Source organism: Gehongia tenuis, from assembly GCF_014384795.1.
Lineage (GTDB): Bacteria > Bacillota > Clostridia > Christensenellales > NSJ-53 > Gehongia > Gehongia tenuis.
In genome coordinates, this window is sequence record NZ_JACRSR010000001.1 from 586737 (window position 1) to 608196 (window position 21460).

Genomic DNA, 21460 nt, shown 5'->3' on the forward strand with positions numbered 1-21460 from the left:
GATTATCAGAACCTAGAAATTCCAATGTATTTCGATAGGCACTTCCTTAGTTACAGGGTCTTTCTTTCCAACTAATATATAATCTATCAGCTTTTCAACAATTTCCCTGTCTAAGTGTTCAAGATTGGTGTATTGCTCGATTAACTGACGTTTGTTATCGCCAGCTTGTATTTTTCTTTCAATAACGTCAAGCTGCTTTTGTGTATCAATCACCAGTTTCTCAAGCCTTTCTTTTTGAGTAGAGAAGTCTTTGGATAAATCCAAATAGTCCTGTTCTGACAAGATACCCTTAACCTTATCTAAATATAATTCACGGATACCTTTGGTATATTCTGCAATCTTACTTTGATATGCAGCAATTTCCTCTTTCAGAGCGTTCTGTTTTCCTTTTACATCACTGTTAAAGGTTACGTTTTGTTCCAGCTCATCCATATCCAAATATGCGGCAGACAGTTTGTTGATTTCAGTAATCACCGCCTGTTCCAACTTAGGTACAGAAATAAAAGAACCGATACAAGCGTCCTTAGAAACATGGCGGCTGGAACATCCTAAATAACGTCTACCATCAGCCTGTTTGTTAGAACGCATTACATAACCGCAGTTCATGCAGCGAGCTTTTTTAGCGAATAACCCGATTGTACCTACTGTAAATGGTTTTGCCTTTTGAGCGATCAACGCTTGAACTTTATCCCATAATTCACGGTCAATAATTGGTTCGTGTGTCCCCTCAACAATATACCACTCACTTTTAGGTCGTGGCTTATTCTGTTTTGTCTTGTAAGACACACTCCCATATTTGCCCTGTACCATATTGCCAATATAAATTTCATTTACCAGCATATCGGAAATAGCATAATATTTCCATAAGGTACTGTTCTTGCCTTGAGGTGTGCGCCAGCGTAAACCATGAAGCCGCTTGTATTCCGTCGGATTGGGGATACCTCGGTCATTCAACATACGTGCAATAGCGGTTTTTCCATAACCTTGCGAAAACAGTGTAAAAACTTCTCTGACAACTTTTGCAGCTTCTTCATCAATAATCAAATGCCCCTTTACGTCGGGGTCTTTTTTGTAACCGTAAAGTGCGAACGCTCCAATATGGTGACCGTTTTTTCTTCGGTCTGTCAGCACGCTCTTGATATTCTCCGACATATCCTCTAAGTACCATTCATTCACCAGACCGTTAATCTGTCTTGATTTCTTATTCCCTTTGTTGGCAGTGTCCGCATTATCTACAATACTGATGAAACGGATACCCCAGATAGGAAATAGACCGTGGATATATTTTTCCACCAATTCAAGTTCTCTGGTAAATCTGGATTGAGTCTTACATAAGACAATATCAAATTTACGGTCTTTTGCGTCATTCAATAACTTGTTGAACTCTGGTCGTCGTCGGTCAGAACCAGTGTAATCATCATCACTGTAAATGTTGTAGACTTCCCACCCTTGTTCTAAAGAATATTGAAGCAGCATAGACTTTTGATTTTGAATACTGTTACTGTCGTCTGTTTCTGATTGTTTGTTTCTATCTTCTTCTGATAAGCGGCAATATATAGCAACCCTTGACTTATTTATCATGTTTTGTTCTCCTTTTCAGAGAAGACAAAACAAACTATCACTGCTGATATTATTATAACATCTGGCAGGATAGTTTGTCTATCATCTTGCAGGAGCAGATTGCCCTTTATTTTTTTCAAATTGGTTAATCAACTCTATCCATTTTAGAGTAAACATTTTCTTGAAAGCCGCTTCGTCTTTATTCTTAAAAACATTCCTGCAAACCACTTTTGTGCTATTTGCCATTAAACCACCTCACTACACTATATTTACAAAGTATGCAAAAATGCTTGTACATTATGAAAGATTTTGTCTATCTATATATTTAAGAAGTAATCAGATGGCTTCGGCAGCTCCACTGGACTTTCACCATTCCCATTCTGATGGGTGAACCGTGTCATACGGGTGTATCATTATTCTGATATACGGGTCATGGCAGCAACCTTTCCAACAGTTGCTTGCGGATCACTGGCGTGGTCGCTCGCTGGTATCCCTCCTTTCACTGGTCGTGGCGTTCCAGTACGCAGGCTCGCCGCATATCAAACGTATCTGATTACTTTATTCAGTTTTCAAAGAACGGTAAAGAGCGGAAATGAGGTGGTAGACGCTCTCTGTTGCACTTATTTCACTTTGACTTCAAATCCCAAAATTGCTTCAATCAGCGCAGCTCGTATTCTGCCTTTCAGTTCCATATCGACCACGATATACATATTTCCGTGTTCGTCATAGAACGGGCGCAAACTGGCTTTTGATATGTAAGCGTCATAGTGGTTTAAAATCTTTCCGATTGCTACCTCGTCACCGTCAGCAGCCGAGCTGATTGTGGAAAATAGCGGACACTTCTTTGTAGACTTCATCATGGTTTATACCTCCTCGTACATATCTCTGATTAGCTTTAATGTGTGCAGCCTGTTTCTACAAACGGAAAATCGTTCCATTTCCATAACCTCTGCAATTTCAGCGTCGGTCATCTCAAGAAAGTAGGACATAAGCAGAATGTTACGTCGCCTTTCATTTAATTCTTTGATTGCTTCACATAGCTGTTCATCATAGATACGGACTTCATTGCCGAATACGTCAAAGGCTGTAAATTCAGCCGAGTATTCGTCGCAAGTGCCGATATGGTTTAATTCCATTTCCGGCAGCTCACAGAATGGAGTTTCACGCTTTGCACGTCTGCCAAGCTCACGGTTATAGTCCTTTACGGTTGTTCCTACAACCTTGCGAGCCAGACAATCAAATTGGAGTCTGATAGCGTTCTCGAAAGAAGATGGCTTCATAATCTCACCTCCTTTCCAGCTAAAGTTGCTAAAGCGAAAAGGCTTCTACCTCTTTTCGCACTAACACTCGCCGCAAGAGGTGGGATTTGATACCCAACCGCAAAAACTTTTTCAAAAAGTTTTATGCAGCAAAAAAGCACAAGGGCAATACTGACGTACTGATCTTGTGCTATCTGAATTGTTCCTGCTATATGACGTGAAAAACCATATACAGGAGTATGAAACGCCGCAGAAATTAAACGGATTTTTTTAACGGACTACCAGTGGTCGAATGTTGTCGAATATGCAGGCGTTCCATGCGGCTACCTCCCAAAGCCGCTAAAACAAAACCATCCAGTAGTATATCCACCGTTAGGCAAAAATAAAACGGCGGCTGTATAAACCGTCGTCTTATCGAAAAGAGCGTATTAAAGTGTTACTGCTGACAACGGGTTTTTTTTATTACCGCCAAGCAGTATATAAATTTGATATTTACCTGTGCATAGGAACTGATAAACCTTACAATACGTTTTACTGTACCTGTTGCAAATTCTTTAGGAACAGTAAAATGTAGTGAGGTGATTAACTATGCGTAAAACAGAAGATAAATACGATTTCAGAGCCTTTGGACTTGCTATTAAAAAAGCAAGAATGAAACAAGGTCTGACCCGTGAACAGGTGGGAGCAAAAATTGAAATTGACCCACGCTATCTGACAAACATTGAGAATAAAGGGCAGCACCCAAGTTTACAGGTGTTTTACGACCTTGTAACTTTACTCAATGTTTCCGTTGATGAAATTTTCCTACCGTCTAGCGATAAAGTGAAAAGCACTCGCCGCAGACAGTTGGAGCAGCAACTTGATACTTTCGACGACAAAGACATGGTTATCATGGAAAGTGTCGCTGATGGTATCATCAAATCCAAGGAAGTGGAGGAAATTTAATCCTCCATTTTTGCTGTTTACAAATCGTATGGAGTATGGGGCAAGTATTAAAAACAAGCCAATAATAGAGAATAGAAACTCTCAAATTATTGGCTCTGTGTCTAAGCATCTGGCTCTTTAATTACAGTTATAACAAATTTCCTTACTGAAATTAAACTTATTTGTTTGCATTTAGGGCAATATAAGGGATAGTTTATTAAAACTGTATCTGCCCTAATCTGGCTTCGTGTTTTGCCCTTACAAATAGGGCAGAGTATCCATTTTGTCCTTATCATACTTTAATTAGAGTTTCTTTAAGCTGTAATACATTTTTTTCAATTTGAGTAATTACACTTTTGAATACTTCATCATCCTGTCCAGTGGGGTCAAGCAATCCCCAATTATCATCAAATGCTTTGCCAATATAAGGGCAGCCAACATCACAACCCATAGATATTGCAATATCCGGCATGGGAATATCCGCAATCAACTTCGAGTATTGGTCTTTCTCCATATCAATACCATAAATCTGTTTCATAAGCCGAACGGCACTTTGATTGATATATGGCTTTTTGACAGTACCAGCAGAGTAGCTTTCAAAAATATCAGGAGCAAAATGCTTTGCCAAAGCTTCTGCAATTTGACTTCGGCATGAATTATGGATACATATAAATGCAACTTTCTTTTTACTCATGTGTAAACCAACCTTTCGTTTTGTTTGCTATTCTAACAAGGAACAACATAACAGGAACCTCTGTTAATACGCCTACTGTTGTTGCCAATGCAGCAGGTGAAGCTGTTCCGAATAGAGCAATCGCTACTGCAACGGAAAGCTCAAAAAAGTTTGACGCACCTATCATACCGGCAGGGGCAGCTATATTATAGGGAAGTTTAAATATATGGCAAGCTATATATGCAATAGCAAAAATTAAAAATGTTTGTAGAACTAATGGCACTGCAATCAAAACTATATGCAATGGATTTTCTAAAAACACTTTACCTTGAAATGAGAATATCATGACAAGTGTTAGTAAAAGTCCTATACTGGTTACATTATCAAATTTGTGCAGGAATATATTTTCAAAGTAATTTTGACCTTTATTCTTTATTACATAATATCGGGTAGCCATACCGCCTATTAGTGGTATAACTACAAATAATACTACCGATAACATGAGCGTATCCCAGGGGACTGAAACATTGGATACTCCAAGCAAAAATTTTACGATTGGCACAAATGCTACAAGTATAATCAAATCGTTTGTTGCTACCTGTACCACGGTATATGCAGGATCGCCTTTCGTAAGTGAACTCCATACAAATACCATAGCTGTGCAGGGTGCTGCTCCAAGCAAGACCGCTCCTGCAAGGTACTCTGTTGCAAGTTCTGGTGTGATTAAAGATTTAAAAATTACGAAAAAGAATAAACTGGCAATACCGTACATTGTAAAAGGTTTGATTAACCAATTCGTAATCCAAGTGACAAATAGACCTTTCGGATTTTTGCTAACATTTTTAATGCTTTTAAAGTCAACTTTCATCATCATTGGATAAATCATTAGCCATATTAACAATGCCATTGGAATAGAAACTTTCGCATATTCAAATCTGTTTAAGGTGGCAGGAATACTCGGAAGATATTTGCTGATTAGTACCCCTGTAATCATACATATTATTACCCATATAGATAAATATTTCTGAAAAACATTGATACCTTTATCTTTTGACACAGCAACCTTCCTCCTTAAAAGCCTAATTTATGCAATAAGTTTTCAACTTCCACAGGTTTTAATACTTTTCCCATAGAAACGACATTTTCATTGACTACTAAAGCCGGCATACTCATAACACCATATTCCATAATTTTCTGCATATCAGTTACATATTCCACTTCAACAGTAACCCCCATTGCCTTAATAGCTTCTTTTGTACTTTCTAACAGAGCATGGCAACTCTTACATCCAGAGCCAAGTACCTTGATACAACAGATACCGCCGTTTGCTGCACCGCAGCAAGAGTTAGTAATTTCAGTTGCTTCACTTGTAGAACAACCATCATTACAAGCGCAAGCGGGCATTTTTGTTTCTTCTCCATTCTTTTTTCCATGATTAAATAATGACATAATAAAATCCTCCTTTAAATTTTCATATTATTATACAAGTAGGTACTGAAAAGCATTGAAAAAGTAACCTACAATAATAATTCCAATCGTACAAATTGCTACAAATATACCTAATAATTTTGGCTTTACTGCTTTTTTTAACATAATCATTGATGGCAAAGAAAGTGTTGTAACACCCATCATAAAAGATAAAACCACACCGAGCATTGCTCCTTTTGCCAGTAATGCTTCGGCAATAGGAATAGTGCCAAATATGTCAGCATACATAGGCACACCTGCAATAGTAGCAATAATAACTCCAAAGGGATTTCCTGTTCCTAACGCTTTCACAATCAAATGTTCTGGTATCCAGTTATGAATTAAAGCACCAATACCAACACCCACCAATACATAAGGAGCGACCTTTCTTGCAGTTGAAACTACTTGCTCCCAAGCATATCTCATTCTATCTTTAAATAGTAATTCTTCTTGCGGTACGTCAACGGAGTTTCCTTTGCGAATAAATTCCTCTACTTGATCTTCAAGGTGCATTTTTTCAATCAATGTACCACCAACAACAGCAATTACAAGACCTAGCACCACATACACAATGGCAACTTTCCAACCGAATATACTCATTAGCAAAACAAGAGAGCCTAAGTCAACCATTGGTGACGAAATCAAAAAAGAAAAGGTTACGCCAAGTGGTAAACCAGCACTTGTAAATCCGATAAATAGTGGGATGGAAGAACACGAGCAAAAAGGTGTTACCGTTCCAAGTAAAGCGGCTAGTATATTCGCCCATATCCCGTGAAATCTTCCAAGAATTTTCTTAGTTCTTTCTGGTGGAAAATAACTCTGGATATAAGATATTATTAAAATCAATACTCCAAGTAATACCATTATTTTAATCGTATCATACAAGAAGAATTGAACACTGCCACCTATTCGGCTTGAAGTGTCTAAACCAATCGTATTTAGCAGGACTCCTATAAGCCTATTTAACCAACCCATTCCAAGGATTTCATTCTGAAAGAAATCCCATCCTAATTCTAGTGTTTGCATAATTAAAATTCCTTTCTGATATATAGTCATATTTAAATCTATCTATATATTGATGTTATATTATGCCGTGTTGAGAAGTCTTATATTACTTTCCACAACACGACAATTTGTTATCTTGAAGTTCTATTCTGGTAAGCTCTAGTAAACAATTCATTGCATAAGCTGCACCCTCTGGAGAAATAGAATAATGTGTCCATTTACCCTCTTTACGTCCTGTAACAACACCAGAGTCACAAAGAATTTTCATGTGGTGCGATAAAGTAGGTTGTGTTACGTTAATTTCTTCTAGTAGCTTACAAGCACATTTTTCACCCGTTTTAAGTAACTGTAATATCTTAATGCGGTTTTCATCACAAAAAGCTTTAAAAATAATTGCAGTTTGTTTTTCGTCTAAATCCATTTAATCACCTCCCATAGACAATCGTCTATATGTGTATTATACGCAACACATAGATAAATGTCAATATGTTTTTAAAAAATAATGGCGGCAAAAAATTTACTTGCCGCCTAACAAAATTTTTATTTTATAATCTTCCAATTCCCATCTATTTCAGCCAGCACCAAATCAAACTGTGAAATCTGTGCTGCCTTTGTCCGCTGGTCGAGATACTTCACCGACATGGACACCTTGACCTTATCCCCATCCATTGTAAATAGCGGATTGATTAGCTCGGAGTACAGATAATCAGTGTTTACAGGTTTCAGCGCATTGCCAGCCACATAGTAGGAAAGCTCCTTGTCCGTAGCCGCCGGATACAGCTTGAAGAATGTTTCCAAGAACTCCGTCACTTCCTCTGTGGTGGCAGCGTCCACCGTTCCGTCACTTTCCGCTGCCTTTGGCTCATAGCCGGATTTTGCCGGTATCCGGCTGATGGTCGGGTTCTTTGTGATTACCATGTTTCCATCACCATCCACATGAACCACCACAGTATAAGCAGCAGTATTACGGCTGTTCTGGTCGCCCTCTGTGATGGTCTGATCGACCGAATAGAGGACGGTATACTCGTCTGTGCCAGCCTGTTCCAAGTTCCAGATTTTCACCTCATTCACCGCAGAACTGGTGGGAATATCGCTTCTCACCGTGTCCACGTTCAAATCCTGCAAACTCTTTGTTAGATACTGGCTGATGGCTTTTGTCCTTGCTTCAATGGCTTCTTTGTTATTGCTCCATGAATAATAGGCTTTTGCAAAGTCCTTGACAAAGTTTTCAATCTTGTTGGTATCCACGATACGCTGCTCTATGACCTCTTTCTCATGGACAGTGTGCATATCAATGGAGGTGAAATTCTTATACACCCCGAAGCTGACGCTGGCAATCAGCACCAGCCACAGGGCAATCACGGATTTCTTGTGCGTGCCTGCTTTTAGAACACGCACTTTTTTCGTCTTGTTGGGTTTTGCTTCTTTCTCTTTTTTATTAAATCTCATAGTTACCATTTCCTTTCTGTCTTAGTTGGATTTCACACGTCCAGCACCAATGATGTGTTGCTGCCAGTACGAAGTGTTTAGGTCTGTATAGCCAATCGGATTTCCGGCATGATACATACGGTTATTTCCTGCATATATCCCCACATGGGTGACATAGGTTCCGGCATTGTAGGTACTGTGGAAGAATACCAAATCACCAGCTTTCGCCTGTGACAGTGGGATGTGCTGTGTTGCGTCGTACTGGTCTTGCGCCACCCTCGGCAGGTTAATTCCAGCCTTGCCATAGCACCACTGCACCAGACCACTGCAATCAAAGCTGGTGTTCGGGTTATCGCCCCCGAACACATATGTCCAGCCTTGATATTTGAGAGCTTCATTGAAGATTGCCTGTACCGTGGCGTTGCTGAAATTAGGCACTGCCAGATATTGCGCCACCAGCCGGACATAGAACATATTTCCGTACTTATACCGCCAGCCGCCATTTTCTTTGATGGAGATTTCATTTTTATAAGTCACTTTGACACCGCCGGATTTCTCCCTTGCGAAGCTGACCGCCAGTTCAAAGGTGTACTTTTTTCCGTGGCTTGCCACATAATCAATAAAACCGCCGCCATAGTTGTAGCTCTGGACGACGGTGTTTATATCACAGCCTTTTGCTTTTGCCAAAGCAAGCAGAGAAGCAAAATACTTACATCCCTGTTCAATGGACTGCTCTGTTCCTAAAGAGTTGGGCGGCAGACCTAAAGACTCGCTGGACTGCATAACGTCCACCGCTGTGCCGCCGGACTCTACCTGCATGATGGCGAGCAGGTAATTCACATAGTCTGAAATGCCGTATTGTTTCGCATATTTCTCCACAGTCGGCTGATGTTTTAAGACCTCTGCTGACAGGTTCATGCCCGAATAGTCAAAGCCGGAGCTGCCGCCGCTTTCCTCGTCGTCGGATGTGACGATAAACAGAAACAACAGCAGGCTGATAATCACCGTGAAAATCCCACCAAGCAGTGCTAAATGCCGCAGCTTCATTTTTTCCGTCCTTTCTTCGTGTTGTGGGTGGTGGAGTTCTTCCCGGTGTTACGCTGGATATTCCGGCTTGTTTTCTGTGCCGAGGTCTGGCGAATAGTCTTAGTTCCGACAGGAGCAGGCTCTTTTACCGCCTGTGGCTTTGCAGGCTCTTTGACCGTCTGTGGACGTGCCGTAGACTCCCGTACCACTTGCGTGCGCTGTTCCTGTGGCTTTGCCGCTGGCTCTCTGCCTTTCGTGGTCGGCGGTTTCTCATAGCTTTCTCTGGTTACTGCCGCCGGACGTTCCTTGCTGGTCGGCTCTGTCTTAGGAGCTGCACCTTTCGCAGCGGTCGCCTGTGGTGTTGTTACGCCGGATACAGGCGTTGTGGCTGGTCGCTCATGGACAGGGGCAGTACCTTTCGCCGCTGATCCTGTCGGCTTTGCCTTTTCCATTGCCATGCGCTTTTCCGCTATGGTCTGCCTGTGGCTGCCCTGTTTTGCCGCCCGTCCTTGCTGCCGGGTGGTTTTTTCTTCCACCATGCCACGCTTGAAGTCGGACACGTTTTCCTTTGCCCGTTCTTTCACGGAATGGACGGCGTATCCTGCCTGTATCGGCATATCTTTCACCTGTTCTTTAACGGACTGTGCCTTGTCTTTGACTCTCTGCTTTGTATCCAGCACCGCACCCACCTTAGAGCCAGCACGCTTGCCAAAGGTAGCGGTACTGCCGGATTGTCCGGTATCGTGGTTGGGGCGGCTGCCTGTGGCGTGGTTCTGTCTGTCCGCTGATTTCCTTGTATCGGGTTTACGGCTGCCAGAAGCCACCGCAGCACCCACCGCACCGCCAGCCATGCCAGCGGCTAACGTCCTGCCGACACGACGCTCCATGCGCCTTGCCCCTCGGTTTAGGAGCATATAAGGTCGCCGGAAGATACGCCTGCCGACCTGCTGTGCGTCGCCTGACTGCAAGCTGAACATTCCCATCAAATCACCCAGTTTGAAATAAATACCTGCAAAGGTGACGACCTGCAAAAAGGCAATCATAAAGAACGGATAGCCTGCCGAGATGGAGTAGAACATGGTACTCACGCTAAAGGCGGCGGTGATAATGAGGGTAATGCCTGCCCGCATCATGATAGCGTTGAACAGCTTTGTGATGGCTTTCTTTGCCATGCCCTCGTAAGAGGGTATCATGGACAGGATAAAGCTCACAGGCAGGAACATGGCGTAGATAATAAACAGCACTTGCGAGAAAATCATCATGCCTGTAAGCAGGAATACAAAGACGGAAATGCCGATATTGAATAGGAACAGAAAGACCACCGTTCCCAAGCGGCTCATGGTCTTAGTGACGCTCATGTTTGGATTGTCCTTGTCCTCGATTTCTGCAATTACCGTATCCTCTCTGGTGTCGGTGTCCGGACTGGCAGAGAGCAGGCTTTCCACACGGTCTGCACCCAAGTCCTCCATATCGGAGCTGCCGTACTGCAATAACAGCCACGGCTGCTGTACTTGTATGGAAAACAGGCTGTCCCGTACCAAGTCCACACTGTCTTTCCCTTGACTGTCGGAGTTTGGGAGGGTGATTTTCGTACCCAGTGACAATGCCGCACTGCTGATGTCCGAGGAAAAGTCATTGATTTTCGTGATATAGTTGGGAGCGTAAGCGATAAAGGACGCTGACAGGACGAATACCACAAGGAAGTTGACGACTGCATGGACAGCTTTTGTAGTTTCCCTCTTGATAAGACCTGTGTACGCCACGTAGATACCCACCAGCAGCACAAGGATAAGCAGGAAACCCACGTAGAACCCCTGTGTAGAAAAGCCGCCTGCATTTACCCCGGCAAGTGTCTGGATGTTTGTTCCGATTGCGTTTGCGGTATCGGAGATAAAGTCCAGCTTGTAGGCTTCCTGCACCACGTACCCTGTGGCGTTGGAGATATACATGCTGACCGTCCAGACAAAGTTGGTGATGGCGTACAAGCCGTACTGGATACTCTTGCCGATACCGTCCAGCCAGTTCCACGGCAGCCAATCCCATGAGCTGTCCACGTAGAAGTCAAGCTGGTAGTTTTCCAGCGGATACTTAGAATACTGGTTGGCAGCGTCCACCGTGTCGTCCACCAATCCGGCGGCATGAGCCACCGTACCTGTGATGGACAGGAAAACGAGGATACCCACAATGACTAAGAGGGTGATACCTGCATAGCGCAGTATTTTATGTTTACGCATAGGCTTCACCTCGTTTCTTCTGTCTGGATTGGCGGTCTGGTATCAAAGGCATGGAACAGGTCGGCAAAGACAGGGTGTATCTGGATAACGCCCACCCGACCGTAAAGGTCTTGAAACAGGCATTGTCCGTTCTCCAAATCCCGTAGCCGCTTCTGGTTGTTCTCGTCGTCTTTGTCCACACCAAAAAATTCAAGCGTGTTCTTGATCTCGCTGATGTCCGTGGAGCGGAACGCAAACTTTAAGCCGATATTGTTCTTCATCTTCTCGTCGTCCACGTCGCCGGAGTTCTGTGTCACGAAATAAACGGCAGCGTTCATAGAACGCCCTGCACGTATCAGCTTGTTGGACAGAGCCTTGCCCTGTGCCACCTGTAAGAATGTCCACGCTTCATCTAAATCCACCATTTTGAAAATGCTCCGGTCGGAGTGGATATAGTCGAGGGCAAAGGTACTGATAACGATAAGCATAGCCACAGAAAGCAGCTCCATTGTGGTGTATTCTTCAAACTTCGTGTCACGGTCTGGCAGCACCAAATCAGCCACCTGTATGATGTTGAGCTGCTTATCTAAGCTGATGGACTGTTCCACCGTACCGTCGGAAAAGAGCAGATGGGAAAAGTCATAGTCCACCATGCTCTCGATATGCTCCGCTATGTTGTTGGAAACAAGAGTGTCCTCTTTCCGCAGCTCGTCAATGACGCACAAAAGACCTCGCCTTTTGCCCTGTGTCACAGAACGGATTGCCTTTCTAAGCACCGGGAACTTGTCACCGTCACGGCTACTGATACCTGTTAAAAAGGTCAGGATGTCGATTGCTAGGCTTTCAGCGTCTTTTAAGTTCTTCATAATCACGTAAGGGTCAAGCAGTCCTTTGTTTTTCGCTTCACTGGTAAGGTTCACGATATTGATTTCCTGTGCAATCTCCGGCAGCGTTTCTTTCCAGTTCCCACGCTCGGATTTTGGGTCTACAATGACCGCACTGCCGCCGAACAGCACCGCATAGTAGACAATGAGGTTGTTGCAAAAGGACTTACCGCCCCCTAGTGAGCCAAGGAACGCCGCAGCAAGGGCGTTTGTCACAGAGCCTTTGACTCCCTGTGCCGCAAGGCTCGGTTTTAAGTACACATTTCTGCCCGTGTCAAGGTTATAGCCGATATAGATACCGTCGCTTTCTCCTAACTGCTGTGTCGCACCAAAGCCAAGACCTGCCAGAAAATCACTTGTCACGTACTGGATATAATCGTTGATGTACCGCTTACTGGCTGGAATGAACTCTCCATGCAGACCAAGCATATCCCCGAACGGGCGCACCAGCTTCACATTGAGGTCGTCGTAAAAGTCCTTGACTTCATCACAGCGGCGTTTCAGCTCGTCCAAGCTATCTGCCGCCACACGCACCACGTAAGACAGCTTATACATGGACTCTTTGGACTGGTCTAAAGTAGTTTCCAGCTCATTTACAGAGTCCAGAGCGTCCACCACGTTGTTGCTGGTTTCGTTGTTGGACTCCCAAGCGTGGTTGTCCAGGTCTTTTAATTCCTTTTTCTTATTGCGAACCGTCGTCAATGCTTTCTTGTTGGTGACGATTTCTACATTCATGGACGTGGACACGGGGAACGTGAACTGTTGCTGCTGGTAGTAGAAGATTTCCGAAGATGGAAAATCCAGCTCCCCGACGATATTGTTGATTGTGAAGTAGGCGGCAAAGGTCGTCTGTTCCTCACTGTCCAGCTTTAAGTACCGCTGGTTCTCCGTGATCTGGCAGCGTGTCGGACGGATAAGGTCATACCGCTTTACCAGCGTTTCTTTTTTCAGCTTCTTTACGGGGAAGTTGTAGGCATAGTCCTCATAGGCAACGCCTGTTTTCCCGTAAATATGCTCGATTAGGTAGCCAAAATCGTGTTTTTCCAAACGCCGGATTTTAAAGCGGCGGGAGATTTTGCTCTCCAAGAGCTTCTCCATCTTTTGGAAACGGGCGATTTCATCATTACTCATGGATACAAAATCCCCCATGAGCTGATGGTTGACCTCATACAGAAAATCAGCAAAGGTCATGGCAGCGGACTTTCCGGCGTGCTTCAAGCTGATTTCTTCCTCATTTACCAGCAGCTTGAAGCCAAGGAAAAAGCGGTAGTCAATCTGATTTTCCCCAATCATTTCAACTAACGCTTCGGTCTGTTCGTCTATCTTTGCACTAGCCACCTCACAAAGCCGGCCTGTGACCTCCTTTTTGGAGCGTTCCTGTGTCTGCCGGATACTGGACTCGGTGCTGATCTGCAAGGCGTGTATCTTCCCGTCACGGTTCTGTGCGATAAGTTGCCGGAAGTTGTCATGCACCATGTACTTTTCCTCCGGCGACAGGAACGAATAATTGTAGGGTATCAGCTCATAGTAGGCGAAGCACTCCCCGTCATGGTTGAACACCAGATTGTTTTCGATATATTTAATGGGGAACATACACATCACTCCTAACTGCCGTAATGGCTGTATTCAATAGTTCCGTTTTCAGCTTCACCGCTTTCCCGGCGTAGGTCACTTTTGGGCGCAGCAGGTAACTGATACTGGATTTTAGGAAACCGTAGGGTTTCTTTCCGTCAAAGGTTTTCTGGCTCATGAACCACGTCACCGCCACGGGGATACCAAAGTATTTGAGGAACGCCCCGTCAATCATGTTTAGGGGCGGCAGTTCCGCAAATACGATCACCGCAAACAGGGATACCACGAACCACGCCATCTGTGTGAATGTGATGGGGAACGGGAGCTGAAAGTCATTGATAGCATAAATGACCTTTTCCACGCTCCAAATGCTGGTATAGCTTCTTATTTTCTTCAATGTTTTGTACCATTCCTTTCTTCAAAAATGGAAACAGCAGCCTGCATTTCACAGACTGCTGCTCATAAAATAAGCTGCCAGAATCACACGTTTGTGCAGGTCTGCCAGCTTGTTAATACGGACACTCAAAGACTCCGTATCTGGTTTCTATGAAGCACCCCTCCAAGTCAATGTCACGGGCAAAAGCTTCATAGTCTATGTAGTTTCTCAGTCGGTCGGGTATCTCGCCCAGAACGCCGCACTCGTCAATCAAATGGTAGGCAACGTCCACCATGTTGTCGCAAGGGAATTGGATAATGTCGTCCTTGTGGTCGTAGAGTTCCTCCACGCTGCAAAAATGGCAGAGCAGGTCGTCAATCACCTCATTCAGCGGATAGTCCAGTTCTTCCACCATCTCGCACAGACGGTTGACTTCCTCAATGGGCGTGTACTCGTCGATTTCAAAGGGCAGCTCATAGTCATGGATGGCGTATTCTTCGTATCGGTCATTCAAGCCGATCCGTTCTGCCATCTCGTCGTAGTCCACAGGCGGCGTAAACCAATCGCCCACAAGCTCCCCCTCGTTATACTTGCCAAGGTTGGCAATGTAGACACGCATTTCCTCCAAAGGCAGTCACCGCCTTACCGATAGCGGAACACGCCGCTGGTCGTAAAGAGGTATTCGTCGCTTTGTTCCAGCTCATGACCGTAGGAGATAAAGTCTATGTGTTTTGCCAGTTCCGGCGGCAGCTCTCCGAAGCAGTGTTCCTCCATGACAAGGTATTCTGCAAGAGAAGCCGAGTCCGGCACATCATAGTGGCGTATCTCGTCCTTGTGGTCGAAAAAGTCGCTGATGTTGTGAAACCACTTTGCCTGTATCTCGTTTAGTTCATTGCCAAGGGGCGTGCCCTCGATTTCCTGCACCATGCGGCACAGGGCGTTGATTTCCCAAAGGGGCATATCAGGACTTAGGGAAAAGGGCAGCTCGTAGTCCTCAATTTCAAAATCTTCCTCTTTTTCCACGCCTAATTTTTCCTTGATTTCCTCAAAGGTCACAGGGCAGGAAAACCATGCGCCAGCATAACCATCCTCGTCGTCGTTATAAGGTTTTGTGGTGTTTAGGATATATAATCTCATTTCATACATAGTGATAAATCACGTCCTTTCAATTCTGATAGTATTCCCACCAAAACAGCATAATCTACATCAAATACAAAGTGGGAAAATTCTTCTAATTGGTTCAGCGGATAGGCAGCAAGCGGCAGCTTTTTGATTTCCTGCCAGATTTCACGCTTGTGGTAAGGCAGCTCGGTACGTCTGTCACACCCGATTTTAGCCTGTATCACCGTGAAGATGTCTTTTTGTACCATTCCGTCACCCCCTTTTCATTCCCCCTATGCCCGAACTCCCATAGGGGGAGAGGTAGGTTTGCGGCAAGCGCAAACCCTTGATTCTAAGCTCCGATAATCTTGTTGAACAGGTTTAAGAGTACATCTTTCACGCCGCCAGCGTTGAACACCAGACCGACAGCGATTAAGGCAATCACCAGAAAGCCAATCAGCTTACTGAACTCACGCTTAAAGCCTAAGTAAATGCCAATCACCACGATTGCCATTAGCACAAGGCTCTGTGCGTTGCTCAAAAACCAGTTGTATAGGTTCTGACCAAAGTTCATTTTTCATTGCTCCTTTCCATTTCTTCTAAATGGGTGTCGGCTTCTTTCCCGACTTGCAGAATACACATAAGTAACACGCCCATTCCCATGCCGATTGATACCAGCAACAGGTCAAACAATATATGCCACATTTTCCTATTCCTCCTTGTCCTTGACGGTCATTTCCTCCACGGTGACAGAGAGCTGCCGCAAGACCTTTTCCAATCGGTCGGAGAGCTTCGCATGTTTCACCATGTCCTTAATCACCGTCGTGTTGTTCTGTTTATCCAGCTTTTCCGCTACCTGTAAGGTAGGGGCGACCTGCCTTGCCAGCCAGTTTAGGGTACGCTGGAAATTGTACGGTTCCGGTTCGGTCGTCAGTTTCAGCCGACCACGCCCCTCACCGAGAAACCACGCCCAACGCTGGTTTGTCTGCCATTCGCTCCGTCGCTTCGTGTCGTCCTTATCGGCAAACCGCACATAGCGGTTGATGATGGAAAATGCAGTACGTTCAGCGTCGTAGTAGGTCAGCAGGTCACGCACCGCATAGTAAGCTCGCTCATTCTTCAAGCGGATTTCAAAACGGTTCTTGACAGGCGTTTCCTCAACGGGGATGTCGTATTTCACGTACTGCTCATAATCTTTTTCATACACACAGAAGTAGACTTCTGATTTCAGCGAACCGATATAGAGCGTGTGCCCCATGCCGGACTTGTTTTCCTCATGGCTCTGTACCAGCTCACCGGAGCGGTAGGACTTGAAACTCCGGAACACGGATATACATTCCTCATTCCGGCATTTAGCGGTCAGCTCTGGGATGTCAAGTATCCCCACCATGTCGTTGATGGCAAGGTCTATCCGCTTGAATACGCCGCCCTCGCAGAGAGCGTCCATAAAGAAGTCGTACCAGCTCCTATGCTGTGCCAGCAGGAAGTTTTCAAACTGGCGGCAGCCTTTTCCTTTCAGTTCCAGCAGCACCCCTTTCTCCTGTTCAGGGGATACCAAGACGAAGATATCCCCCATGTAGTAATGCTCTGGATAAGAGTAGAAGCCGAAGTCCTCATGTATCATAAAGTCCAGCTTCAATTTGAGAATGGTTTCGACCACAAATTTCACGTCTGTGGAAGGAAACCGTATCCGCACGTAATCAAACAGCATGGTAAGCGGCGTTTCTGGATTGTACCGTTCCAGAGCATTTTGCAGGTTTTCTTTGATTTCCGTACTGGGAATAGCATTGCCGGACTCTATCTTGCCAAGGTACTGCCTTGTAATGCCAGCCGCCACCGCCAGCTTATTTTGTGAAACGCCGTATGCCAGCCGCTTTTCTTTTAAATCCGTGTTCCATTCTGTATCATCCAGTAAAAATCCCTCCATTCTGGAAAAAGTGTCAACTAGAAGCGTTCCAGTTGACATCTTATGAAAGTAGAAAAAGTCCTTATTTTACAAGGACTTTCCCAACTTCTTTGACTGTTTCCTATTGTATTTGTGCCCCCCTGTTAGATACCGGGGGGCGAATGGTTGTGGCGGCAAGCCGCCCCAACACGGCTAGGACGAACCAGCGGCTTTCGCTTCGCACGCCGCCTGTCCGTCCTGCCTGCAAGGGTGGGTTATGACCCGATTTTAAGATGAAAATATTGTGGATGGTCTAAAATGTTGTATGTGCCATTTATAGTATCTTCCTGTGTGTAAGAGAACTCAAAAGCAGGAGTTCCAGATTTCACGCTATGCTCGGATAAATATACCGACACATACAAGGCGTTTGGTTTCGCATAATCATAGCTAAAACGTATGCTTTTAAAATCATTTTTTCTGCACCGTTTAAATATCTCTTTTGCGCACCTTTCCTTGTCCCATATGTATAGCTTGTTTGCTATCACAGTTATCCTTTCTTCATGGAAATTCGTTGCACTCATAGAGAAACTATTATAGACATCCATGCTTCGCCCATATTGTAGATAAAATCCTATTCCTATGGACATAATAAATATAATACTGGCAAGTAATCTGGCTTTCTTTCTTCTCAATCTCTTGTCCTCCTAACACCTGTATTCTAATACAGTGTATTGCAATACATCTTATTTTTCAATACAGATGTACTTATAATTTAAAGAAAAGGACAGAGGTAAGCATATCATGATGATATACATTGATTTAGAAAATTTTTTGAAAGAGAAGAATATCAGTAAAAATAAAGTCTGTGAAGCGTGTAAGTTGCAGCGGACACAGCTTAACAACTACTGTAAAAACAAAGTCACCAGAGTAGACCTTGCGATACTTGCCAGATTGTGTGAATTTCTTGACTGCACGCCAAATGACATATTGAAATTACGCTAAAGCTATGGGGATGTTCCCGTAGCTTCTTTTTTTACCTCCTTTTCTGCCAGCTCCCCAATCACCGTTAAAAAGTCATGCTCTTTGGGTACAAGGGGAGTGTAAAACTCTGATATGACACTCGTTCCCGTATCCACGTAGCCACGCCCTTTGATCTGCTTTAAGAAAAAGTCTTTGTCTACCTCACCGAACATCATAGAATACCCAAGCTCTGACATCCTGCCAAGTGCAACCCGGAAATTGAACTGGTCACGGATACCGTCACCAAGATATTTAGCGTCAGGTCGCTGGCAGGCGAGAATGAGAAAATAGCCTGCCTGCCGCCCAAGCATGACAATCTGTTTCAGCTTATTCAAGACCAAAGCGTTTTCTTTTGTCGTCAGCATTTCCATAAACGCCACATACTCGTCAAAAATGAGGAAGTGGGGCGGCAGACCTAAATAGGCATAGTTTTCTCCCGTTTTGTAACCGTCCATGAGCTTCATGGTTTCGCTTTGTTCCATCATGCCCTCATAAAAGCGGTCGATACAGTCTGTGATTTCCTCCTTTCGGTAGTAGACTTCGGGCATAACAGCGGACAGGTCGGCAAGGTCAGCGTTCTTCGGGTCAAGCACATACAATTCAGCGTTGGTACGCAGGAGTGCTTCTATGATGGTAAGGATAAAGTAGGTCTTACCGCCGCCAGTGCCGCCAGCAATCAGCATATGAGGGAGCTTGTCATACTCCCAATACACATTTTTCATGAGCCGCAGGCTGCCACCTGCCGCCTGTACCTCGTCTATGGTGATACGGTTGGCAATGGTGTCATAGAGCAGCACATACTCTACAAAGCTGTCTTTCAGCTCTTTGGAAACCAGCTCACAGTACAAGCCTGTTTCCAGCTTCTTTTCCAAGTGCAGGAGCTGGTCTTGATATTTTCCCAAGGTGATTTCTGCCAGTATGTGAATAAGTCCATTTTCCAAGCGATAGTACATTTTGGGAAAGTGGGTGATATTCTCCTTTGACCTGCTGGCAGGCAGGTCTTTAAAAAAGCCGCCATCCTGTGACTGCTCGGACTCATACCAGCCATTTTCCAGTATCATCCGTGACAGTTTTTGACGGTGACAGAGCTGCTTTATCCTGTCCGGCTGGTAACGGGCGTACAGGAGCGCAGCCAAGGCGCACACCAGCACCGCCGCTATGAGAGATACTATCATGTAGGGTGTGACCGTGAGCTTTATGCTGCCATTATGAAATAGCGAAACCGTGTTCCAGTCTGTATGCAGCAGCGTATTGATATTCAAAAGCAGCACGACCGCAAGAAACAGGCACGCCAGCCGACCGCCCAATGACCGCACCACCAGCGACCTGTCACTGGCTCGGATACGGTTGCCTTTATAGAGCTTGTGAAATCGCATAAAGTCCTCCTTTCCTCAATGGTTATAGTCCTGTGTGTTATAGCGGCAGGTGTTCTTATCAAAATGCGGCTGCCGGATGGTTTCATAGACTCTGTTAGAAACCCGTCTTTGAAACAGCAGGCTGCCATCTTTGGGATAGTGGTGTCTGGCGTAACAGGGATAGGCGTTTAAAATCTGCCTTGCTTCTTTTGTCAGTGGATAGATATAACGGAACATAAGTCCGTTGATCTTCTCTATCCCTTTGTACTCACAGAACACATGGGTCAGCCAGTGCCGCTTCTTTACGCCATCCATACGGGCATTTTCATTTTCTTCCAGCAGTATTCTGGCACTTCGGGGATGTATCTTTTCGCCTGTTTCCCGGTCACGGTATACGCTCGTCTTGAAGCTGCCTAGGTAGTAGAAGTTAGAAGCCTGATACACATAACCGCATTTTCCCTCTATGCCATCCGCAAGGGTATATAGAAAAAGGCAGCCCGTGTTTACCCGTAGCCACTTCATCAAAGCGGAGAGGGCAAGGCTGCCAAAATACTGGTTATGGTTCATTTCTGGTAGAAAGCACATCTTCCCGATTTCCAGATAATCGGATGTCACCAGCTCCTGCTGTGGGAAAATCTTGCGGATGGTCTGTAAGGGTTGTGTTCCCCATCCAAGCTCCACAACCCCTGTTAATCGGTTTTCATGGTAAATCCCCAAAAAGTAGACGCAGAGCCGTGGTATCACTTTGGAATAATGGTACTCCCGTATGAAAGCGACCGCTGTATCTTTAGGGATTTCCCGTATTGCTAAACGCTCAATAAATCTAATTCTCCTTTCTGTCGGTTGTCAAAATCCCATTAACAGGCTTATTTTCCGTTGAGATTGTCCTTTCTCGGCTGCTGGTTATGGTTCTGTGGGTTGGCTGTTGGCTGAACGCCTTTATTCTTCAATACAATATCGTCGGCTTTGATGTACCAGTCCACGTCTGCCCCTTGAAACGTGGCAGTCGCCACCGTATCCGCCACCGGGTTGATGATCTCCACCTCGGCGTTGTAGTCAAACTCTTTTAACGGCACAGAAGCCGGGATACTCACCTGTATCATGCGCCCCTGTCCTCTGGACTTCAAATCATACGTGCGCTCCTTGATTTCCTCGGACACTGTGCCATCCTCATTCTGGATGTGTACCTCACGTCTAAGGGCAGAGAATTTCAGCACGCCAAATGTCTTTTCCTTGTCTATGATAATTCCGTTTGCTAATCTCATAATCTCTCGACCTCCTTATGCTTTCACCATGTCGTCAGCGGACAGGATATAGTTGGTAAATCCACGGGTGCCGATTTTGTAACCGTTAGCCGTGATTTTCGGGTTGATAAGTTTTACCTTTTCCTCCACCTCAAAATTTTTCTCTCCGGCAGAAGCAGGCAGGACAACAATAATGTCGTCGGCTCTCTGTACGTCAGAGTACAGATTGAAACTTCGGGAAATGACCGTCATGCGCCCGTTTACCCGACGCTGCTCGGTCTTGCCCTCTCCGGCATATTCCAAGTTTCCGAATGTCTTTTCCATGTTAGGGATTACGTGTTTTAATTCCATATGTGTTTACCTCTTTTCTTTCTATGTGTGTAGCTTTAAGGAAAGAGCATGGGGGAGCTACAATCCCCCATACCCCCTAGTGGACTGTTTTTTTCTATCAATCAAAAAGACGATTGA

Annotated in this window: 27 protein-coding genes; 2 read left to right on the forward strand and 25 right to left on the reverse strand. The window is 44.8% G+C overall.

Annotation, left to right across the window (positions count from 1 at the left end; translation table 11 throughout):
* Positions 1 to 12: 12 nt before the first annotated feature.
* The 3 genes from H8696_RS02960 to H8696_RS02970 form a co-directional block, all read right to left on the reverse strand.
* Positions 13 to 1581, reverse strand: coding sequence for a recombinase family protein (locus H8696_RS02960; protein ID WP_249314797.1), 1569 nt, complete (start codon positions 1579 to 1581; stop codon positions 13 to 15).
* Positions 1582 to 2180: 599 nt separating this feature from the next.
* A complete protein-coding gene (locus tag H8696_RS02965) occupies positions 2181 to 2420 on the reverse strand; it encodes a helix-turn-helix domain-containing protein (RefSeq protein WP_249314799.1) in 240 nt (79 codons plus the stop codon).
* A 3-nt stretch (positions 2421 to 2423) separates the two neighbouring features.
* Positions 2424 to 2840: an RNA polymerase sigma factor gene (locus H8696_RS02970; protein WP_249314801.1), complete on the reverse strand. Its 417-nt coding sequence runs from the start codon at positions 2838 to 2840 to the stop codon at positions 2424 to 2426.
* A gap of 567 nt (positions 2841 to 3407) precedes the next feature.
* Here H8696_RS02970 and H8696_RS02975 point away from each other — a divergent pair.
* Entirely contained in the window at positions 3408 to 3764 is a 357-nt protein-coding gene (locus H8696_RS02975) for a helix-turn-helix domain-containing protein (RefSeq protein WP_249314803.1), read from the forward strand.
* 101 nt (positions 3765 to 3865) lie between these two features.
* Here the strand turns inward: H8696_RS02975 and H8696_RS02980 are convergent, their stop codons facing one another.
* The 18 genes from H8696_RS02980 to H8696_RS03065 form a co-directional block, all read right to left on the reverse strand.
* Positions 3866 to 4039, reverse strand: a complete 174-nt coding sequence (locus tag H8696_RS02980; RefSeq protein ID WP_249314805.1) for a cysteine-rich KTR domain-containing protein — start codon at positions 4037 to 4039, stop codon at positions 3866 to 3868.
* Entirely contained in the window at positions 4036 to 4437 is a 402-nt protein-coding gene (locus H8696_RS02985) for an arsenate reductase/protein-tyrosine-phosphatase family protein (protein ID WP_249314807.1), read from the reverse strand. The genes H8696_RS02980 and H8696_RS02985 overlap by 4 nt, the downstream gene beginning before the upstream one ends.
* A complete protein-coding gene (gene arsB, locus H8696_RS02990; protein ID WP_249314809.1) occupies positions 4430 to 5473 on the reverse strand; it encodes an ACR3 family arsenite efflux transporter in 1044 nt (347 codons plus the stop codon). Before arsB ends, H8696_RS02985 begins: the two co-directional genes overlap by 8 nt.
* Before the next feature lie 14 nt (positions 5474 to 5487).
* Positions 5488 to 5865, reverse strand: a complete 378-nt coding sequence (locus H8696_RS02995) for a thioredoxin family protein (RefSeq protein WP_249314810.1) — start codon at positions 5863 to 5865, stop codon at positions 5488 to 5490.
* Between the two features lie 30 nt (positions 5866 to 5895).
* On the reverse strand, positions 5896 to 6909 hold the full coding sequence (locus tag H8696_RS03000) for a permease (RefSeq protein WP_249314812.1): 1014 nt from the start codon (positions 6907 to 6909) through the stop codon (positions 5896 to 5898).
* 85 nt (positions 6910 to 6994) lie between these two features.
* On the reverse strand, positions 6995 to 7309 hold the full coding sequence (locus tag H8696_RS03005) for an ArsR/SmtB family transcription factor (protein ID WP_249314813.1): 315 nt from the start codon (positions 7307 to 7309) through the stop codon (positions 6995 to 6997).
* A 119-nt stretch (positions 7310 to 7428) separates the two neighbouring features.
* Positions 7429 to 8337, reverse strand: coding sequence for a conjugal transfer protein (locus tag H8696_RS03010; protein ID WP_249314815.1), 909 nt, complete (start codon positions 8335 to 8337; stop codon positions 7429 to 7431).
* A 21-nt stretch (positions 8338 to 8358) separates the two neighbouring features.
* Positions 8359 to 9363: a bifunctional lytic transglycosylase/C40 family peptidase gene (locus H8696_RS03015; RefSeq protein ID WP_249314816.1), complete on the reverse strand. Its 1005-nt coding sequence runs from the start codon at positions 9361 to 9363 to the stop codon at positions 8359 to 8361.
* Positions 9360 to 11576, reverse strand: coding sequence for a CD3337/EF1877 family mobilome membrane protein (locus H8696_RS03020; protein ID WP_249314818.1), 2217 nt, complete (start codon positions 11574 to 11576; stop codon positions 9360 to 9362). The genes H8696_RS03015 and H8696_RS03020 overlap by 4 nt, the downstream gene beginning before the upstream one ends.
* Before the next feature lie 5 nt (positions 11577 to 11581).
* The gene (gene tcpF / locus H8696_RS03025; protein WP_249314819.1) at positions 11582 to 14032 is read right to left on the reverse strand and encodes a conjugal transfer ATPase TcpF; all 2451 of its coding nucleotides are present in this window, start codon (positions 14030 to 14032) and stop codon (positions 11582 to 11584) included.
* The gene (locus H8696_RS03030; RefSeq protein WP_002592290.1) at positions 14019 to 14408 is read right to left on the reverse strand and encodes a conjugal transfer protein; all 390 of its coding nucleotides are present in this window, start codon (positions 14406 to 14408) and stop codon (positions 14019 to 14021) included. Before H8696_RS03030 ends, tcpF begins: the two co-directional genes overlap by 14 nt.
* 112 nt (positions 14409 to 14520) lie before the next feature.
* Entirely contained in the window at positions 14521 to 15015 is a 495-nt protein-coding gene (locus tag H8696_RS03035) for an antirestriction protein ArdA (protein ID WP_330605298.1), read from the reverse strand.
* Between the two features lie 14 nt (positions 15016 to 15029).
* Positions 15030 to 15524: an antirestriction protein ArdA gene (locus tag H8696_RS03040; RefSeq protein ID WP_407926363.1), complete on the reverse strand. Its 495-nt coding sequence runs from the start codon at positions 15522 to 15524 to the stop codon at positions 15030 to 15032.
* The gene (locus tag H8696_RS03045) at positions 15521 to 15757 is read right to left on the reverse strand and encodes a hypothetical protein (protein ID WP_249314823.1); all 237 of its coding nucleotides are present in this window, start codon (positions 15755 to 15757) and stop codon (positions 15521 to 15523) included. The genes H8696_RS03040 and H8696_RS03045 overlap by 4 nt, the downstream gene beginning before the upstream one ends.
* 83 nt (positions 15758 to 15840) lie before the next feature.
* Positions 15841 to 16062 carry a hypothetical protein gene (locus H8696_RS03050; protein WP_002592295.1) on the reverse strand — a complete coding sequence of 74 codons (222 nt, stop codon included), beginning with the start codon at positions 16060 to 16062 and terminating at the stop codon, positions 15841 to 15843.
* Complete coding sequence (locus tag H8696_RS03055; RefSeq protein WP_249314824.1) at positions 16059 to 16193, reverse strand: DUF3789 domain-containing protein; 135 nt, start codon at positions 16191 to 16193, stop codon at positions 16059 to 16061. The genes H8696_RS03050 and H8696_RS03055 overlap by 4 nt, the downstream gene beginning before the upstream one ends.
* Positions 16194 to 16197: 4 nt before the next feature.
* Entirely contained in the window at positions 16198 to 17415 is a 1218-nt protein-coding gene (gene mobT / locus H8696_RS03060) for a MobT family relaxase (RefSeq protein ID WP_249314825.1), read from the reverse strand.
* A gap of 233 nt (positions 17416 to 17648) precedes the next feature.
* Positions 17649 to 18065: a hypothetical protein gene (locus H8696_RS03065; protein WP_249314827.1), complete on the reverse strand. Its 417-nt coding sequence runs from the start codon at positions 18063 to 18065 to the stop codon at positions 17649 to 17651.
* Positions 18066 to 18174: 109 nt separating this feature from the next.
* On the opposite strand from H8696_RS03065, the gene H8696_RS03070 reads away from it, so the two are divergent.
* Complete coding sequence (locus H8696_RS03070; RefSeq protein WP_249314828.1) at positions 18175 to 18375, forward strand: helix-turn-helix domain-containing protein; 201 nt, start codon at positions 18175 to 18177, stop codon at positions 18373 to 18375.
* Between the two features lie 2 nt (positions 18376 to 18377).
* On the opposite strand, the gene H8696_RS03075 is transcribed toward H8696_RS03070, so the two are convergent.
* Genes H8696_RS03075 through H8696_RS03090 form a run of 4 tightly spaced genes read right to left on the reverse strand, consistent with a single transcriptional unit; the run spans position 18378 to position 21343 of the window.
* Positions 18378 to 19769 carry an FtsK/SpoIIIE domain-containing protein gene (locus tag H8696_RS03075; RefSeq protein WP_249314830.1) on the reverse strand — a complete coding sequence of 464 codons (1392 nt, stop codon included), beginning with the start codon at positions 19767 to 19769 and terminating at the stop codon, positions 18378 to 18380.
* A 15-nt stretch (positions 19770 to 19784) separates the two neighbouring features.
* Positions 19785 to 20567: a Mom family adenine methylcarbamoylation protein gene (locus H8696_RS03080; RefSeq protein ID WP_249315967.1), complete on the reverse strand. Its 783-nt coding sequence runs from the start codon at positions 20565 to 20567 to the stop codon at positions 19785 to 19787.
* Between the two features lie 47 nt (positions 20568 to 20614).
* Positions 20615 to 21013: a YdcP family protein gene (locus H8696_RS03085; protein WP_249314832.1), complete on the reverse strand. Its 399-nt coding sequence runs from the start codon at positions 21011 to 21013 to the stop codon at positions 20615 to 20617.
* A gap of 15 nt (positions 21014 to 21028) precedes the next feature.
* Positions 21029 to 21343 (reverse strand): YdcP family protein, encoded by a 315-nt coding sequence (locus H8696_RS03090; protein WP_249314834.1) that lies wholly within the window; start codon positions 21341 to 21343, stop codon positions 21029 to 21031.
* Positions 21344 to 21460: the final 117 nt, after the last annotated feature.

Coding starts and splice junctions, on each gene's coding strand:
- H8696_RS02960 (WP_249314797.1), bottom strand. CDS start 1,581: ATGATAAATAAGTCAAGGGTTGCTATATATTGCCGCTTATCAGAAGAA.
- H8696_RS02965 (WP_249314799.1), bottom strand. CDS start 2,420: ATGATGAAGTCTACAAAGAAGTGTCCGCTATTTTCCACAATCAGCTCG.
- H8696_RS02970 (WP_249314801.1), bottom strand. CDS start 2,840: ATGAAGCCATCTTCTTTCGAGAACGCTATCAGACTCCAATTTGATTGT.
- H8696_RS02975 (WP_249314803.1), top strand. CDS start 3,408: ATGCGTAAAACAGAAGATAAATACGATTTCAGAGCCTTTGGACTTGCT.
- H8696_RS02980 (WP_249314805.1), bottom strand. CDS start 4,039: ATGATAAGGACAAAATGGATACTCTGCCCTATTTGTAAGGGCAAAACA.
- H8696_RS02985 (WP_249314807.1), bottom strand. CDS start 4,437: ATGAGTAAAAAGAAAGTTGCATTTATATGTATCCATAATTCATGCCGA.
- H8696_RS02995 (WP_249314810.1), bottom strand. CDS start 5,865: ATGTCATTATTTAATCATGGAAAAAAGAATGGAGAAGAAACAAAAATG.
- H8696_RS03000 (WP_249314812.1), bottom strand. CDS start 6,909: ATGCAAACACTAGAATTAGGATGGGATTTCTTTCAGAATGAAATCCTT.
- H8696_RS03005 (WP_249314813.1), bottom strand. CDS start 7,309: ATGGATTTAGACGAAAAACAAACTGCAATTATTTTTAAAGCTTTTTGT.
- H8696_RS03010 (WP_249314815.1), bottom strand. CDS start 8,337: ATGAGATTTAATAAAAAAGAGAAAGAAGCAAAACCCAACAAGACGAAA.
- H8696_RS03015 (WP_249314816.1), bottom strand. CDS start 9,363: ATGAAGCTGCGGCATTTAGCACTGCTTGGTGGGATTTTCACGGTGATT.
- H8696_RS03020 (WP_249314818.1), bottom strand. CDS start 11,576: ATGCGTAAACATAAAATACTGCGCTATGCAGGTATCACCCTCTTAGTC.
- tcpF (WP_249314819.1), bottom strand. CDS start 14,032: ATGTTCCCCATTAAATATATCGAAAACAATCTGGTGTTCAACCATGAC.
- H8696_RS03040 (WP_407926363.1), bottom strand. CDS start 15,524: ATGAGATTATATATCCTAAACACCACAAAACCTTATAACGACGACGAG.
- H8696_RS03045 (WP_249314823.1), bottom strand. CDS start 15,757: ATGGTACAAAAAGACATCTTCACGGTGATACAGGCTAAAATCGGGTGT.
- H8696_RS03050 (WP_002592295.1), bottom strand. CDS start 16,062: ATGAACTTTGGTCAGAACCTATACAACTGGTTTTTGAGCAACGCACAG.
- H8696_RS03055 (WP_249314824.1), bottom strand. CDS start 16,193: ATGTGGCATATATTGTTTGACCTGTTGCTGGTATCAATCGGCATGGGA.
- mobT (WP_249314825.1), bottom strand. CDS start 17,415: ATGGAGGGATTTTTACTGGATGATACAGAATGGAACACGGATTTAAAA.
- H8696_RS03070 (WP_249314828.1), top strand. CDS start 18,175: ATGATGATATACATTGATTTAGAAAATTTTTTGAAAGAGAAGAATATC.
- H8696_RS03075 (WP_249314830.1), bottom strand. CDS start 19,769: ATGCGATTTCACAAGCTCTATAAAGGCAACCGTATCCGAGCCAGTGAC.
- H8696_RS03085 (WP_249314832.1), bottom strand. CDS start 21,013: ATGAGATTAGCAAACGGAATTATCATAGACAAGGAAAAGACATTTGGC.
- H8696_RS03090 (WP_249314834.1), bottom strand. CDS start 21,343: ATGGAATTAAAACACGTAATCCCTAACATGGAAAAGACATTCGGAAAC.